We start from the raw sequence: 14,369 nt of genomic DNA, 5'->3' as shown, positions 1-14,369 counted from the left end.
CCGACGTCCTCGCTCACCGCTCACCGCCCCCGCCGCCCCCGCCGCGCCCCGTCACGTCGGTCAGCGGGAGCGGGACGCCGACGCCGTACGGCTCCAGGCCCACGGCCTCGGCGGGCGGCCCCTGGGCGGCCAGCCGGCGGGCGGCCTCGCGGTCGCCCCGCCGCGGCGACGGCAGGGTGAGCCGGACCGCGTCGACCACGCGCGCGTAGACGGTTCCGTGGGCGTGCAGGGCGGTGCCCAGCATCTCCAGACCGGGCCGGAACCGCGCCAGCAGCTCCTCCCCCGCGGCGGCGTCGCCCCTGGCCGCGAACTCCAGGACCACGGACAGGTGGTCGGGGAGCTCGTTGGCGCTCACCCGCCAGCCCGCCCGGGTGTAGACCCCGGCGACCTCGGCCAGCGCGTGGCCGCGCCGCCGCGTGTCGCCGTCGGTGTAGTAGGTCAGGTGCAGGGTCCTGCGCCGGCGGAGGTCGAAGACGTCCACGTAGTGCTCGCACAGCTCCAGTTCGGGCGTGGTGGTCGCGTACTCGCAGAACTCGTCGAGGGCCTCGCGCACGGCGCCGCGCGGGATCCCGGCGACCGCGCGGGCCACCAGCGGCAGCCGGTCGAAGAAGCGCTCGTCCGGGTAGCCCAGCAGGACCGAGGCGGCCTGGCGCGTCACCGCGGTGCGGTGCGCGCGCCGAGCGGCGCGTCCGGTGGGCGTCCGCGCGGCGCCGGAGCCCCTGCCTCGCTCGCCTCCGGCGTCGGTGCCCTCGGTGCTACTGGTGGTGGTGTCGCTCATCCTCGCTCCCCCTTCCGGGTTCCGGTGTCCGCGTCGCCGTCGTCGGTCGTGCGGGGCGGGAACAGTCCGTCGGGCCGCCCGTTGCCGTCCCAGTTGAGGAGGTTGACGCGGCCCGGCCGCGCCGCCCTCCCGTCGCTGGTCTGCCGGTCGCGCAACGCGTGGAACGTCTCCACGGACGCCTCGCCCGGCCGTCCGGAGGACTCCCCGAAGGGCGCTCCCCCGGTCGTGCCGCCCATACCGCCCATGCCCGGTCCGCCGTCGAAGTCCAGGCCGCACCGGACCTCGTCGATGACGCCGCGGTCGGCCTCGTCGACTCCGTAGGCGGTGGGGATCACGTAGCGGTCGTCGTACTTGGCGATGGCGAGGAGCCGGTACATGTCCTCGATCTCGCGTCCGGTCATGCCGACGTCGGCGGCGATGGAGTCGTCGCGCTCCTGGCCCAGGTTGATCCGGCGCATGTGGGAGCGCATCGCGGCCAGCCGCCGCAGCACCCGCGTGACCGGCTCGGAGTCGCCCGCGCAGAACAGCTCGGCCAGGTACTCGACGGGGATCCGCAGGGTGTCGATGGCGCCGAAGAGGTTGCCGGAGTCCTCGCCGTCGTGGCCGGTCGAGGCCAGCGCGTCCACCACCGGCGACAGCGGTGGGACGTACCAGACCATCGGCAGGGTGCGGTACTCCGGATGCAGCGGCAGCGCGACCCCGAAGCGCTTGGCCAGCGCGTACACCGGGGACCTGGCCGCCGACTCCACCCACCGGTCGGGGATGCCGTCGCGCCGGGCGGCGGCGCGCACGGCCGGGTCGGACGGGTCCAGGAACACGTCCAGCTGCGCCTGGAGGAGGTCCTTCTCGTCCTCGACCGCGGCCGCGTCGCCGACCCGGTCCACGTCGTAGAGCACGACGCCGAGGTAGCGCAGCCGGCCCACGCACGTCTCCGAGCAGATGGTGGGCATGCCCACCTCCACCCTCGGGTAGCAGAACGTGCACTTCTCGGCCTTGCCGGTCTTGTGGTTGAAGTAGATCTTCTTGTAGGGGCAGCCCGTGACGCACATGCGCCAGCCCCGGCAGCGGTCCTGGTCCACCAGGACGATGCCGTCCTCCTCGCGCTTGTACAGCGCGCCGCTCGGGCAGGTGGCCACACAGCTCGGGTTGAGGCAGTGCTCGCAGATGCGCGGCAGGTAGAACATGAAGGTCTCCTCGAAGGAGAACCGCACCCGCTCACCGAGTCTGCGCACGATCGGGTCCCGTCCCGCGAGCTCCGGTCCCCCGCCCAGGTCGTCGTCCCAGTTGGCACTCCAGGTGACCTCCATCGGCTTCCCGGTGAGCGCGGAGTGCGGGGTGGCGACGGGGAAGTCGTCGCCCAGGGGCGCGTTGAGCAGGGTGTCGTAGTCGTAGGTCCAGGGCTCGTAGTAGTCCTGGATGGAGGGCATGACGGGGTTGGCGAAGATGGTCGCCAGCCGGCGCAGCCGCCCGCCCGCGCGGGGCACCAGCCGCCCCCGCGGCGTACGGACCCAACCGCCCTTCCACCGGTCCTGGTCCTGGTAGGTGCGCGGGTAGCCGAGGCCGGGCCTGGTCTCGACGTTGTTGAACCAGGCGTACTCCATCCCCCCGCGGTTGGTCCACGCCTGCTTGCAGGTGACCGAGCAGGTGTGGCAGCCGATGCACTTGTCCAGGTTCATCACCATGGCCACCTGCGCCATGACCCGGCCGATCGGCCGCTGTCCGCCGCGCGCGTCGCCGTCCGTCATCAGAACCGCACCTCCGTGGTCCGCTTGCGCACGACCGTGACCTCGTCGCGCTGGTTGCCGGTCGGCCCCAGGTAGTTGAAGGCGTAGGTGAACTGCGCGTACCCGCCGATGAGGTGGGTCGGCTTGACCAGCAGGCGGGTCAGCGAGTTGTGGATCCCGCCCCGCCGCCCCGTCGTCTCGGTCCTGGGCACGTCCACCACCCGCTCCTGGGCGTGGTGCATGTACACGGTGCCGGTCGGCATCCGGTGGGAGACCACCAGGCGCGCCGCGACCACGCCGTTGCGGTTGACCGCCTCCACCCAGTCGTTGTCCACGGCCCCGATCGCCTCGGCGTCGGCCGTGCTCATCCAGATCGTGGGCCCGCCCCGCGAGAGCGCCTGCATGAGCAGGTTGTCCTGGTACTCCGAGTGGATCGACCACTTGGAGTGCGGCGTCAGGTAGCGCACCACCACCTGCCGTTCCCCGTGCGGGCCGATCTCCCCTTCGCGAAACAGCCGGTGCATGTCCAGGGGCGGCCGGTACACCGGCAGCGCCTCGCCGAACTCGTGCATCCAGTCGTGGTCGACGTAGAAGTGCTGGCGGCCGGTGAGCGTGTGCCAGGGCTTGTCGTGCTCCACGTTGATCGTGAACGGCGAGTACCGACGATCCGCCGCCTCCTTGCCGGACCACTCCGGGCTGCTGCCCACCGGCGTGGGACCGGACCGGGCGTCGGCGAAGACCACCCGCCGCTCCGCCGCGTGCGCGACGAGCTCGGCCATGTCGGTGCCGGTGCGCTCGGCCAGGCGCTCGAACCCCTGTGCCGCCAACCGCCCGTTGCTGGTCCCCGACAGCGCCAGGATCGCCTCACAGGCCTTGGCGTCGGTGTCCAGTGACGGCCGCCCCTCCCCCACGCCACCGCGCACCTCGCCGCCTGCGGTCCGCAGCCACCGCACCTCCTCGTCGGGGGTGAAGGTGATGCCCTTGACCGGGATCCCCAGGGTCTCCACCAGCGGGCCGAGCGCGGCCAGCTTCTGCGCGACGGCCGAGTAGGTGCGGCGCACCGGGACGATGGCGGGCATCGTGCGGCCCGGCTCGGGGCGCACGCCCTCGGCCTTCCAGTCGGTGGGCACGCCGTGCGGCTGCGCGAGCTCGCCCGGGGTGTCGTGCTGGTGCGGGACGGCCACGAGGTCGGTGACCTCGCCCAGGTGCTCCGCGGCCAGGGTGCTGAAGGCGCGGGCCAGCCCGTGGAAGGCCTCGAAGTCGGTCCGCGCCTCCCACGGCGGGTCGATGGCCGGGTTGAACGCGTGCACGTAGGGGTGCATGTCCGTGGTGGACAGGTCGTGCTTCTCGTACCAGGTCGCGGCCGGGAGCACGATGTCGGAGAGCAGGGTAGTGCTGGTCATCCGAAAGTCCAGGGACAGCAGCAGGTCGAGCTTGCCCTCGGGTGCCCCGTCCCGCCAGGCGACGTCCTCGGGCCGGTCGTCGGGCCCGGCCGGCGTCGACTGGAGGTTGGAGTGCGTGCCCAACAGGTGCTTGAGGAAGTACTCGTTGCCCTTGGCGGAGGAGCCGAAGAGGTTGGACCGCCAGACCGTGAGCGTCCGGGGCCAGTTCCGCGGATCGTCGGGGTCCTCGGCGGCGAACCGGAGCGTGCCGTCGGCGAGCCGGTCGGCCACGTACTCCCCGGGGTCCTCGCCGCGCTCCTCGGCCTCGCGGCCCAGCTGGATCGGGTTGCGGTCGAAGGTCGGGTAGGACGGCATCCAGCCCATCCGGGCCGAGGCCGCGACGAGGTCGGCGGTGTGGCGGCCGCGGAGCCGGCCCGGTCCGAGCGGGGAGGTCAGGGCGTCGGCGCGGTAGGTGTCGTAGCGCCACTGGTCGGTGTGCAGGTACCAGTACGCGGTCCCCGCCATGAAGCGCGGCGGACGCGACCAGTCCATGGCCGAGGCGTAGGCCGCCCAGCCGGACGAGGTGCGGCACTTCTCCTGGCCGACGTAGTGCGCCCACCCGCCGCCGTTGACGCCCTGGCAGCCGGTGAGCAGCAGCAGCGACAGGAAGGCCCGGTAGGCGTTCTCGCCGTGGAACCACTGGTTGGTGCCCGCGCCCAGCACGATCATGGCGCGCCCGCCGCTGGCCTCGGCGGTGTCGGCGAACTCGCGGGCGATGCGCGCGGCGCGGTCGGCGGGCACGGAGGTGATCTCCTCCTGCCAGGCCGGCGTGCAGGGCTGGGAGGGGTCGTCGTAGCCGGTGGGCCACACGCCCGGCAGGCCCTCGCGGGCGACCCCGTACTGTGCGAGCAGGAGGTCGAACACGGTGGTGACCAGGCGGTCGCCGATCCGCCGGACCGGGACGCCGCGGGTGAGCACGCCGCCGCGGCCGGAGGGCTCGTCGAAGCGGGGCAGGGCCACCTCGACCGCTTCGGCGCCCTCCTCGTGGAAGGTGAGCGCGGGGGTGCGCCCCTGGAGGTCGAGGTTCCACTTGCCGACCCCGTCCTCGCCCCAGCGGTGCCCGAGGGTCCCCTGGGGGGCGACGGGCCACGACTCGCCCTCGGGCCAGAAGAGCGGCTTGAAGGCGGGGTTCGCGGTCTCCTCGTTCCGGGGCAGGTCGGCGGCGGTGAGGAACTTGCCGGGAACGCGGCGGCCGTCGCGCTCCTCCAGGTCCACGAGGAAGGGCAGGTCGGTGAACTTGCGCGCGTAGGCGTCGAAACGGGGCGTGCGGCGGTCCACGAAGTACTCGCGCAGCACCACGTGTCCCATGGCCATCGCCAGCGCGCCGTCGGTCCCCGGATGCGGAGCCAGCCACTCGTCGGCGAACTTCGCGGCGTCGTTGTAGTCCGGCGCCACCACGACGACCTTCTGGCCGCGGTAGCGCGCCTCCGCCATCCAGTGCGCGTCCGGGGTCCGGGTGACCGGCACGTTGGCGCCCCACAGCATCAGGTAGGCGGCGTCCCACCAGTCCCCCGACTCCGGCACGTCGGTCTGGTCCCCGAAGACCTGCGGTGAGGCCACCGGCAGGTCGGCGTACCAGTCGTAGAACGACAGCATCGAACCGCCCAGCAGGTTCACGAACCGCGCGCCGACGCCGTGGGAGACCATCGACATCGCCGGGATCGGGGAGAAGCCCGCGATGCGGTCCGGACCGTAGGCGGCGATGGTGTGCACGTGCGCGGCGGCGGCGATCTCCAGCGCCTCCTCCCACGTGACGCGCACCAGCCCGCCCTTGCCCCGCGCCCGCTGGTAGCGGCGCCGCTGGTCGGGGTCGGCGGTGATCTCCGCCCACGCCGCCACGGGATCGCCCAGCCGCTCCCGTGCCTCCCGGTACATCTCCAGGAGCACGCCCCGGGCGTAGGGATAGCGCACACGGGTCGGCGAATACGTGTACCAGGAGAACGCGGCGCCGCGCGGACAACCGCGCGGTTCGTATTCGGGACGGTCCGGCCCCACCGACGGATAATCGGTCGCCTGAGTTTCCCAGGTGATGATCCCGTCCTTGACATAGACATTCCAGGAACAGGATCCGGTGCAGTTCACCCCATGGGTGGAACGGACCACCTTGTCGTGGCTCCAGCGGTCCCGGTAGAACACGTCGCCCTCTCGGCCACCCTGCCTGACCTGGGCTCTCGTCCCGTCAAGGGGCTCCGACCGGGTGAGGTAGGACCCGGCGCGCAACAGCGCGTCACCCGCCCCACCGGCTTGACCTCGTGCCGCCATTCCGAACACACCCCGTTTACCTGGACACCGCCCGGAAGGGACGAGCCACAGTCGGCCAACCGAGAGCCTCCGGCTCCAGTTCTTCCCACGTTCCGTTCATGAATATGCCTCGCGAAGTGGCGGACTCCCACTTCCCACACCGCATCAAGTGACAATCGTGGCGAAACCACGAGAAGGGGGCCGTATGCGAGCGGAAGTGGGAAAGGCGTCCGGACGTACCGGAACGGCGAACGGCAACCTCGCCCTGGCGACGGCGGCGTTCGCCCTGACGTTCTGGGCGTGGAACCTGGTGGCCCCGCTGTCGCGGACCTACACCGAGCACCTGGACCTGAGCCCCGCGCGGACGTCGCTCCTGGTGGCCGTCCCCGTCCTGGTGGGGTCGCTGGGGCGGATCCCGGTGGGCGCGCTGACCGACCGCTACGGCGGGCGGGTGATGTTCACGGCCGTCGGGCTGGTGAGCATCGTGCCGACCTTCCTGGTGGGCGTCTCGGGCGACTCGTACGGGATGCTGCTGCTGTGGGGGTTCTTCCTGGGGATCGCGGGCACGTCGTTCGCGGTCGGGATCCCGTTCGTCAGCGCCTGGTTCGAGCCCGGCCGCCGGGGCTTCGCCACGGGGGTGTTCGGCGCGGGCATGGGGGGCACCGCGCTCTCGGCCTTCCTGACGCCGCTCCTGGTGGAGCGGCTGGGCCTGTTCACCACGCACCTGCTGATGTGCGCGGCTCTGGCCGCCGTGAGCGCGCTCATGTGGGCGTTCAGCCGCGACGCGCCGGACTGGCGGCCCCGGACGGGTGCGGCGCTGCCGCGCATGCGCGAGGCGGTCCGGCTGAAGGCGACGTGGCAGGCGTCGCTGCTGTACGCGGTGGCGTTCGGCGGGTTCGTGGCCTTCTCCACCTACCTGCCGACCCTGCTGACCACCGCCTACGACTTCGCGCAGACCGACGCGGGCATGCGCACCGCCGGATTCGCGATCGCGGCCGTGGCGGCGCGTCCGGTCGGCGGTGTGCTCTCGGACCGCATCGGGCCGGTGCGCGTGTGCCTGGCCTCGTTCCTCGGCACGTGCGTGTTCGCCATCGTGCTGGCCCTGCACCCGCCCGCGGAGTTCCCGGCGGGGCTGTCCTTCGTCCTGATCGCGATCTCGCTGGGCCTGGGCACCGGCGGCGTGTTCGCCCTGGTCGCCAAGCTGGTGGAGCCCTCGCGGGTGGGCACGGTCACCGGTCTGGTGGGCGCCGCCGGCGGTCTGGGCGGGTATTTCCCGCCGCTGCTCATGGGCGCGGTCTACCAGGCGACGGGCGAGTACACGCTGGGGTTCGTCCTGCTCGCGGCGGTCTCGGTCGCCGTGGCCCTGTACACCTCGCGGGCCTTCCGCCAGACCTGAGCACGGCCGGTGCGCCGCGCGGGCTCTCGATCGCCGCCCACAGGCTGTGGGCGGCGGCGGGGCGGATCCGGGTCAGGGCGCCACGTCGCGGGCGCGCACGAGGACCGCCGCGCGGTTGCCGACCTTCACCCGCTCCAGGGCACGCACCGCGGGGGGCAGGACCACCCGGCGGGTGCGCGCGGTCACCACCACCACGGCGTGCGGGGGCAGGACACGGCCCAGGGACCTCAGCAGCGCCCGCATGGGGTCGTCCGCGGGGGTCGCGCCCTGCCAGTGCGTGAGATCCCCGTAGGGCACGTCCGTCACCACCAGGTCGGCCTCGACCTGCTCCGAGAGCGTGAACACGTCCGCCACGGCCGTCTCATGGGGGAGGTCGCCGCCCATGGAGGCCAGGCCCGCCGCCAGGGCGCCGGCGGTCTCGGCCCGCCCGACGAACTCCGCCCGGCCGAAGTCGAGCGCCGAGCGGCGCAGCTCCTCCTCGCGCTCGGCCAGCCCGTCCCGCGTCAGCAGGGCCAGGTTGCGCACGGCCAGGGCGACCGCGTCGGGATCCACGTCCGTGGCCCGCGCGTGGACGATCCGGTCCCGGTGCAGCAGTCCCAGCACGGTCATCAGGTAGCCGCTGCCGCAGCACGGGTCCCACATCCGGACCCGGTCCTGCGGCACGTGCGCCAGACCACGCTGGAACAGTTCGCTGGCCAACCGCACCGGGAACCCGGGAAAACCTGGCGCGGACCGCAGCACGTTCCCGCTGGCCAGCGCCGAGTGGTCCGCCCGTTCCGTGGCGTACCGGTAGACCACAACCGCCCCCTCGACTTTCCCCACAACAGCGAAGGCCCGGCGTCCTGAGACGCCGGGCCTTCTCCTCTGCGGTCCTGACGGGATTTGAACCCGCGGCCTCCACCTTGACAGGGTGGCGAGCACTCCTAACTGCTCCACAGGACCTCGCTGCGTGTACAACTCTAGCGCGACTTTGGAGTACTTCGTACCCGGGCCGTCCTAGAGTGACGGAGAACGCTCCACTCTCCAGAAGGGAACCGGTGTGAACGAGTCCTCGGCTCCCCTGCCGCCCGGCCCCGACTCCACCCGGGTCGACCGCTGGATCTGGGCCGTGCGCCTGGTCAAGACGCGCGCGGACGCCGCCCAGGCCTGTCGTGGCGGGCACGTCCGCGTCAACGACCGCCCGGCCAAGCCGGCCACGATCGTCAAGCCCGGCGACGAGGTCCGACTGCGCCTGCACGGGACCACGCGCATCGTCGACGTCACGCACGTGCTGGCCAAGCGGGTCGGCGCGCCGGTCGCCGCGCGCTGCTTCGTCGACAGGACGCCCGCCCCTCCCCCGGAGGCGGCGGTGCCGTTCGTGCGGCGCGACCGCGGCGCGGGCCGGCCGACCAAGCGCGACCGCCGGCAGTTGGAGCGCCTGCGCACGGAGTTCCCGCCGCCGGTGTGACCCCTCAGGCCGGCATCGGGTGGTCCGCGAGACTGTGCTCGCGCAGGAACTCCAGGACCGCCCGGGTGGCCTGCGGCTCGTCCTCGTGCAGGTAGCCGTGGCGCATCCCGGGCAACGTCAGCAGGCGGGCGTCCGGGACGCGCTCGGCCAGCAGGGCCGCGTTGCCCACCGGCGTGAGCTCGTCGTCCTCGCCGTGCACGACGAGGGTCGGCGCCTCGATCGCGGGCAGCAGGTCCCAGCCGTCGTAGCCCATGCTCGCGCCGAAGTGCAGGCGCTGCGCGCGCAGCGGGCCGCGCGGCAGGATCCGGGTGACGGTGTCGGGGTGCGCGGCTGCCCATTCCGGCGTGTAGAACAGGGGGCCGATCAGGTCGCGCCCGGCGGCCGTACTGGCCTGGCGCAGCGCCAGCGTGGCGGACCGGGGCCGCGCCACCTCGTGTTCCCCTCCCGGCGCGGTCGAGCCCAGGACGAGCGCGCCGACCCGTTCGGGGGCCAGCGCGGCGAGGGTCTGGGCGACCTTGCCTCCCATCGAGAAACCGTAGACGTGCGCGCGGCCGATCCCGAGCGCGTCCAGGACCGCGAGGGCGTCGCGGGCGAACAGCTCCAGGCTGTAGGGCTCCCCCAGCGGGGCGTCGCTGCCGCCGGTGCCCCGGAAGTCGGTGCGCACGACCCGGTGTCCTCGTGCCAGGCCGGCGTGGACGCCGTCCCACATCTCGTGGTCGAGCGCCTGGCCGTTGAGCAGCAGGAGGGGTTCGCCCTCCCCGAGGGCGTCGTACCAGAGGCGGGTGCCGTCAGCGGCGATCACGTGGCTCACGAGTCCGGACACTACCTCCGCGGACCGGATCGCGCCGCGTCGCACGTCACAAGGAGTCGGCCCACGTCGAGCGGATCCGGAGCGCGGCCAAGGCTGTGACGACGGCCCCGAGGGAGGCGATCCACACACCGCCGCCCAGGCCCACGCTGGACTCCCCCGACGGACCGAACACCAGCAGCAGAGGCGGCACCGACCACCCCGCGACCTGGACCGCGACGAAGACCCACCCGCGCTCGGTGAACAGGGCCGCCACCGCGAACGCCAGAGTCGCCAGGACGACCGCCATCACGAAGATGAGCGACCACTGGGAATCGACCAAAGCGGCTCCCATGAGCTCCCAGCCGGTGATCGAGGAGCGATCGGCGGGCAGGATCGCGACCCCGTCCTCGGTGAACCGCGTGCCCCGGGCGCTCACGCCGCGCAGCCACGGCAGGAAGAAGGACAGCGGCAGGGCGGTCGCGCCGCCCGCCAGGCCCGCGATCGCGGCGCGGGAACGCCGTTCGCCTTCGGTCTGATGGTGGACCCGCGTCTCCAGTCGCACCACCCGCTTCGCCAGCCGGTCGAATTCGCTTTGGTCTTCACGCTCGCGCGCCATCGCTGGGGGCCTTCCGTGCGGGGGGTGTCTTCTTCGCGCCTTCCACCCCTTCGGACCCCGGACCCGAGGCCATGGTTCCGCGTACGGGGCCCATGCTTTCCCGGGATCGTCAGGTGGGCATGTGCGCCGGGTTGCGCACCAGCTGCGAGGGGCTGGGCGTTCCCGTGACCGGGTCCGGGAAGACCTGGGCGGAGAGCCCGAAGACGTCGCGGACCAGGTCCTCGGTCACCACGTCCCGGGCGGTCGAACGGCCGATCGGCCCTCAGCGCGAGCCGCGGATCTCCGCCATCCAGGACGGCGCCGGGAATGTGGCGGCGGCGGTCATGGCGACGAACACGCATCCGAACACCGCGGCCCACACCCCGCCCCCGGTGCCGGGCGGGTCCGACACCTCTCCGCTGCTCGGCCAGGAGATCAGGAGCAGGACCGGCACCGACCAGGCCGCGACCTGCGTGGCGACGAAGACGCCGCGCCCGTCCTTGAACAGGCCGACGAACGCCAGGACCGACGTCAGCAGGAGCACCAGCACGGAGAGGACGAACAACCACTGGCCCTCTCCGATCGCCGCGCCCAGGAGTTCCCAGCCCGTGCCCTCGGCACGGACGTCCTCGGTCCGCAGGCGCAGGTTCCCGTCCTCGTCGTACCAGGGGCCCTGGCCCCCCTCGCCGCGCACCCAGGGGAGGTAGAGGGACAGGAACAGGGCCACCGCCCCCGCTCCCAGGCCGCCGGCCGCGAGCCGCGTGCGCGTCACGCCCTGCTCGCCGTCGCCGACCCGGCGCTCCAACGCGTCCAGGCGCCGGCTGAGCCGGAGCTCGCTCTCGGCGTCGCCGCCGTTCGTGTCCACCATCGTGGGAGGTCCCTTCCCGTCCCGCCGTCCGGCCGCCGCTCCGGGGTGGAGCGGGGCCGCCCTCGACCGACGCCTTCGGCGCGGGACCGTGTCGTGGATGTCCGTCGAAGGGGAGGATCCCGCGGAGTCCGCCCCGGTTCCCGCCTCAGGTGGGCATGTGCGCCGGGTTGCGCACCAGCGGCGAGAGGCTGGGCGTTCCCGTGACCGGGTCCGGGAAGACCTGGGCGGAGAGCCCGAAGACGTCGCGGACCAGGTCCTCGGTCACCACGTCCCGGGGGCGGCCGGCCGCGTACACCGACCCGTCGAGCATGGCCACCAGGTGGTCGGAGTAGCGCGAGGCCAGCGTGAGGTCGTGCAGGACCATCACCACCGTGGTTCCCTGCGTCCGGTTCAGCTCCAGCAGCAGGTCCAGGACCTCCACCTGGTGGGCGATGTCGAGGAAGGTGGTCGGCTCGTCCAGGAGCAGCAGGTCGGTCCGCTGGGCGAGGGTCATGGCGATCCACACCCGCTGCCGCTGCCCGCCGGAGAGCTCGTCCACCGACCGCTCCGCCAGGTCGAGCGTGCCGGTCGCCTCCAGCGCCTCCTGGACCGCCTCGTCGTCGGCGCTCGTCCAGCGCCGGAACCAGCCCTGGTGCGGGTAGCGCCCGCGGCCCACGAGGTCGGCGACGGTGATCCCGTCCGGGGCGACCGGGCTCTGGGGCAGCAGACCCACGGTCCGGGCCACGTCGCGGGTGGGCAGGGTCCGGATGTCCGTGCCGTTGAGCAGCACACGGCCCCCGCGCGGCGGCAGGAGGCGGGCCAGCCCGCGCAGCAGCGTGGACTTGCCGCACCCGTTGGCGCCGACGATCGAGGTGACCACGCCGGGCGGGACCGCCATGCTCAGGCCGTCCACGATGGTCCGGTCTCCGTAGCCGAGCGACAGGTCCTCGGCCGCCAGGGCGGAGAACGCGGCGGAACCGGCCGTGTACCCGGTGTCGGTCATGTCAACCACCTGCCCCGGACCGGTTGGTCCGCATGAGGAGCCAGAGAAGGTACGGCGCGCCCACGATGCCGGTCACCACCCCGACGGGGAGGATGATGCCGGGGATCGTGAACTGCGCGAGGAGGTCGGACGCGAGCATGATGATCGCTCCGATCAGTGCCGCGGGCAGCAGCGCCAAGCGGCCCGCGCCGACGGTGCGCCGGGCGATCGGCGCGCTGACCAGGGCCACGAACGCGACCGGCCCGGCGACCGCGACCGCCGAGGCGGCCAGGGCCACCGACGTCAGCAGCAGCCAGAGCCGGGACCGCTCGGCGGGCACGCCGAGCGAGGTGGCGGAGTCGTCGCCCAGTTCGAGCGAGCGCAGGCGCCCGCCCAGCAGGACCAGGGCCACCACCAGGACGGCGAAGCAGCCCAGCAGCGGGTTGAGGGTGGGCCAGTCGGAGCGCGCCAGGCTGCCGGTGATCCAGGTCAGGGCCACGCGCGCGTCGCGGACGTCGCTCTGGGTCAGCACCCAGGAGGTGACGCTGGTGGACAGCGCCGCCACCCCGATGCCGATGAGCAGCAGCCGGTAGCCGGCCACGCCCTGGCGCCAGGCCAGCAGGTAGATGGCCGTCGCGGCGGCGAGCGCCCCCAGGCTCACGAAACCGGCCAGCGCGAGGCCGCTGAGGCCCAGGTAGACCACGCCCAGAACGCCGGCCGCGCTGGCGCTGTGGGTGATCCCCACGATGTCGGGGCTGGCCAACGGGTTGCGGACGATGGTCTGCAGCAGCGCGCCGGACAGGCCGAGGCAGGCGCCCGTGACCACCGCGGTGAGCAGGCGCGGGAGCCGCAGTTCGATGAGGACGAACCGGGTGACCTGGTCGGCCCGCCCGGTGAGCAGGTCGACCAGCTCGGGCAGGGACACCGACGCCTGGCCCACGCTCACGCCCACCAGCGCCGCGCCGAGCAGCAGCAGGACGAGGACGAGCGTGACCACGGCCTCGCGCCGGGCGCCGCGCCGACGGACGGCGCGGACGGTCCGGCTCCGGCCGACAGGTCGGGTGGTGATCACAGCCGCACCGCCTTTCCCCTGCGCACGAGCGCGATGAACAGCGGCGCGCCGACCACCGCGGTGACGATCCCGACCTGTAGTTCCCCGGGCCGTGCCACGACCCGGGCGATGACGTCGCAGACCAGCAGCAGCGTGGGCGAGGCGAGCGCGCTGAAGGGGAGGATGAGCCGGTAGTCCAGGCCCACGACGCTCCGGGCGACGTGCGGCACGAGCAGGCCGACGAAGGCGATCGGGCCGACCGAGGCGGTCGCGGCGCCGCACAGCGCGACGATCGCCACGGCGGCCAGGACGCGCGTGCGCACGATGTTCTGGCCGAGCCCCCGGGCGACGTCGTCGCCCAGGGCCAGGCCGTTGAGCGAGCGGCCGAGCAGGAGGGCGATCAGCGCGCCCCCCACGATGAACGGCGTGGTCTGCGCGACCACGGGCAGCCCCCGCGCGGCCATCGCCCCGACCTGCCAGAACCGCATCTGGTCGAGTGAGGACTGGTCGACCAGCAGCACGGCGGTGACGATCGAGGTCAGGGCGGCGGTGACCGCCGCTCCGGCCAGGGCGAGCTTGACCGGGGTCGCGCCCTCCCGGCCGAAGCTCGACACGCCGTAGACGACCACCGCCGAGACCGCAGCGCCCGCGAAGGCGAACCACACGTACTCCCCGGGCGAGGTCGCGCCCAGCAGACCGATGGCGCCGACCACGAAGAGCGAGGCCCCGGCGTTGATCCCGAGCAGCCCGGGGTCGGCGAGCGGGTTGCGGGTCAGTCCCTGCATCACCGCGCCCGCCATCCCCAGGGCCAGGCCCGCCGTGAGCCCGACCAGGGTCCGCGGGACGCGCTTCTCGACCACGACCAGGTGGTCGGGGACGGTCGGATCGGTGCGCAGCAGGGCGTCGAGCACGACGCCCGGCGGGAGCGGGTTGGCCCCCACCGCGAGGCTGAGCCCCGCGGCGACCGCCAGGGCCAGGCCCAGCAGCAGGAAGCCGAGCGGCGCGCGCAGCCGCCCGGGCCATCGGGTGGCGGGGGCGGTGCGGGCGCCGCCCCCGGTGGTGGTGGTCATCGGTGT

13 protein-coding genes and 1 tRNA gene are annotated in these 14,369 nt (G+C 73.3%); 2 read left to right on the top strand and 12 right to left on the bottom strand.

Going from position 1 to position 14,369, the window contains the following annotated elements; genetic code table 11:
* Positions 1–13 precede the first annotated feature (13 nt).
* Genes narJ through DFP74_RS14340 form a run of 3 tightly spaced genes read right to left on the bottom strand, consistent with a single transcriptional unit; the run spans position 14 to position 6,206 of the window.
* Positions 14–778 carry a nitrate reductase molybdenum cofactor assembly chaperone gene (gene narJ, locus DFP74_RS14350; RefSeq protein WP_121182159.1) on the bottom strand — a complete coding sequence of 255 codons (765 nt, stop codon included), beginning with the start codon at positions 776–778 and terminating at the stop codon, positions 14–16.
* A complete protein-coding gene (narH, locus tag DFP74_RS14345) occupies positions 775–2,523 on the bottom strand; it encodes a nitrate reductase subunit beta (RefSeq protein WP_233570985.1) in 1,749 nt (582 codons plus the stop codon). The genes narJ and narH overlap by 4 nt, the downstream gene beginning before the upstream one ends.
* Positions 2,523–6,206: a nitrate reductase subunit alpha gene (locus tag DFP74_RS14340; protein ID WP_121182158.1), complete on the bottom strand. Its 3,684-nt coding sequence runs from the start codon at positions 6,204–6,206 to the stop codon at positions 2,523–2,525. Before DFP74_RS14340 ends, narH begins: the two co-directional genes overlap by 1 nt.
* A gap of 184 nt (positions 6,207–6,390) precedes the next feature.
* Here DFP74_RS14340 and DFP74_RS14335 point away from each other — a divergent pair, with 184 nt between their 5' ends.
* Positions 6,391–7,581: a nitrate/nitrite transporter gene (locus DFP74_RS14335; protein WP_121182157.1), complete on the top strand. Its 1,191-nt coding sequence runs from the start codon at positions 6,391–6,393 to the stop codon at positions 7,579–7,581.
* 72 nt (positions 7,582–7,653) lie between these two features.
* Here the strand turns inward: DFP74_RS14335 and DFP74_RS14330 are convergent, their stop codons facing one another.
* Together DFP74_RS14330 and DFP74_RS14325 are read right to left on the bottom strand one after the other, a co-directional pair.
* The gene (locus DFP74_RS14330) at positions 7,654–8,379 is read right to left on the bottom strand and encodes an rRNA methyltransferase (RefSeq protein ID WP_121182156.1); all 726 of its coding nucleotides are present in this window, start codon (positions 8,377–8,379) and stop codon (positions 7,654–7,656) included.
* A gap of 69 nt (positions 8,380–8,448) precedes the next feature.
* Positions 8,449–8,523 (bottom strand) — tRNA-Asp (locus tag DFP74_RS14325).
* Positions 8,524–8,620: 97 nt separating this feature from the next.
* Between DFP74_RS14325 and DFP74_RS14320 the strand changes: the two genes are divergently transcribed.
* Entirely contained in the window at positions 8,621–9,028 is a 408-nt protein-coding gene (locus DFP74_RS14320) for an RNA-binding S4 domain-containing protein (protein ID WP_121182155.1), read from the top strand.
* Between the two features lie 4 nt (positions 9,029–9,032).
* Here DFP74_RS14320 and DFP74_RS14315 read toward each other — a convergent pair whose 3' ends face one another.
* From DFP74_RS14315 to DFP74_RS14285, 7 genes are all read right to left on the bottom strand, one after another.
* Positions 9,033–9,839 carry an alpha/beta fold hydrolase gene (locus DFP74_RS14315; RefSeq protein ID WP_233570984.1) on the bottom strand — a complete coding sequence of 269 codons (807 nt, stop codon included), beginning with the start codon at positions 9,837–9,839 and terminating at the stop codon, positions 9,033–9,035.
* Positions 9,840–9,885: 46 nt separating this feature from the next.
* Complete coding sequence (locus DFP74_RS14310; RefSeq protein ID WP_147453869.1) at positions 9,886–10,380, bottom strand: hypothetical protein; 495 nt, start codon at positions 10,378–10,380, stop codon at positions 9,886–9,888.
* Positions 10,381–10,543: 163 nt separating this feature from the next.
* Positions 10,544–10,666: a hypothetical protein gene (locus DFP74_RS34905; protein WP_255499455.1), complete on the bottom strand. Its 123-nt coding sequence runs from the start codon at positions 10,664–10,666 to the stop codon at positions 10,544–10,546.
* A 30-nt stretch (positions 10,667–10,696) separates the two neighbouring features.
* Complete coding sequence (locus DFP74_RS14300) at positions 10,697–11,281, bottom strand: hypothetical protein (protein ID WP_121182152.1); 585 nt, start codon at positions 11,279–11,281, stop codon at positions 10,697–10,699.
* Positions 11,282–11,426: 145 nt separating this feature from the next.
* Complete coding sequence (locus DFP74_RS14295; protein ID WP_121182151.1) at positions 11,427–12,263, bottom strand: ABC transporter ATP-binding protein; 837 nt, start codon at positions 12,261–12,263, stop codon at positions 11,427–11,429.
* A gap of 1 nt (position 12,264) precedes the next feature.
* Positions 12,265–13,314 carry an iron chelate uptake ABC transporter family permease subunit gene (locus DFP74_RS14290; protein WP_199725647.1) on the bottom strand — a complete coding sequence of 350 codons (1,050 nt, stop codon included), beginning with the start codon at positions 13,312–13,314 and terminating at the stop codon, positions 12,265–12,267.
* A complete protein-coding gene (locus DFP74_RS14285) occupies positions 13,311–14,363 on the bottom strand; it encodes an iron ABC transporter permease (protein ID WP_121182150.1) in 1,053 nt (350 codons plus the stop codon). The genes DFP74_RS14290 and DFP74_RS14285 overlap by 4 nt, the downstream gene beginning before the upstream one ends.
* Between the last annotated feature and the right edge of the window lie 6 nt (positions 14,364–14,369).

Source organism: Nocardiopsis sp. Huas11, from assembly GCF_003634495.1.
In the GTDB taxonomy this organism is placed as follows: domain Bacteria; phylum Actinomycetota; class Actinomycetes; order Streptosporangiales; family Streptosporangiaceae; genus Nocardiopsis.
The sequence above is the reverse complement of the archived record's forward strand: the minus strand, read 5'-3'. Positions and strand labels throughout refer to the sequence as shown.

Excerpts from the sequence above, each read along its gene's own strand:
- DFP74_RS14300 (WP_121182152.1), bottom strand. The coding sequence starts at position 11,281 with ATGGTGGACACGAACGGCGGCGACGCCGAGAGCGAGCTCCGGCTCAGC.
- DFP74_RS14335 (WP_121182157.1), top strand. The coding sequence starts at position 6,391 with ATGCGAGCGGAAGTGGGAAAGGCGTCCGGACGTACCGGAACGGCGAAC.
- DFP74_RS14340 (WP_121182158.1), bottom strand. The coding sequence starts at position 6,206 with ATGGCGGCACGAGGTCAAGCCGGTGGGGCGGGTGACGCGCTGTTGCGC.
- narH (WP_233570985.1), bottom strand. The coding sequence starts at position 2,523 with ATGACGGACGGCGACGCGCGCGGCGGACAGCGGCCGATCGGCCGGGTC.
- DFP74_RS14285 (WP_121182150.1), bottom strand. The coding sequence starts at position 14,363 with ATGACCACCACCACCGGGGGCGGCGCCCGCACCGCCCCCGCCACCCGA.
- narJ (WP_121182159.1), bottom strand. The coding sequence starts at position 778 with ATGAGCGACACCACCACCAGTAGCACCGAGGGCACCGACGCCGGAGGC.
- DFP74_RS14295 (WP_121182151.1), bottom strand. The coding sequence starts at position 12,263 with ATGACCGACACCGGGTACACGGCCGGTTCCGCCGCGTTCTCCGCCCTG.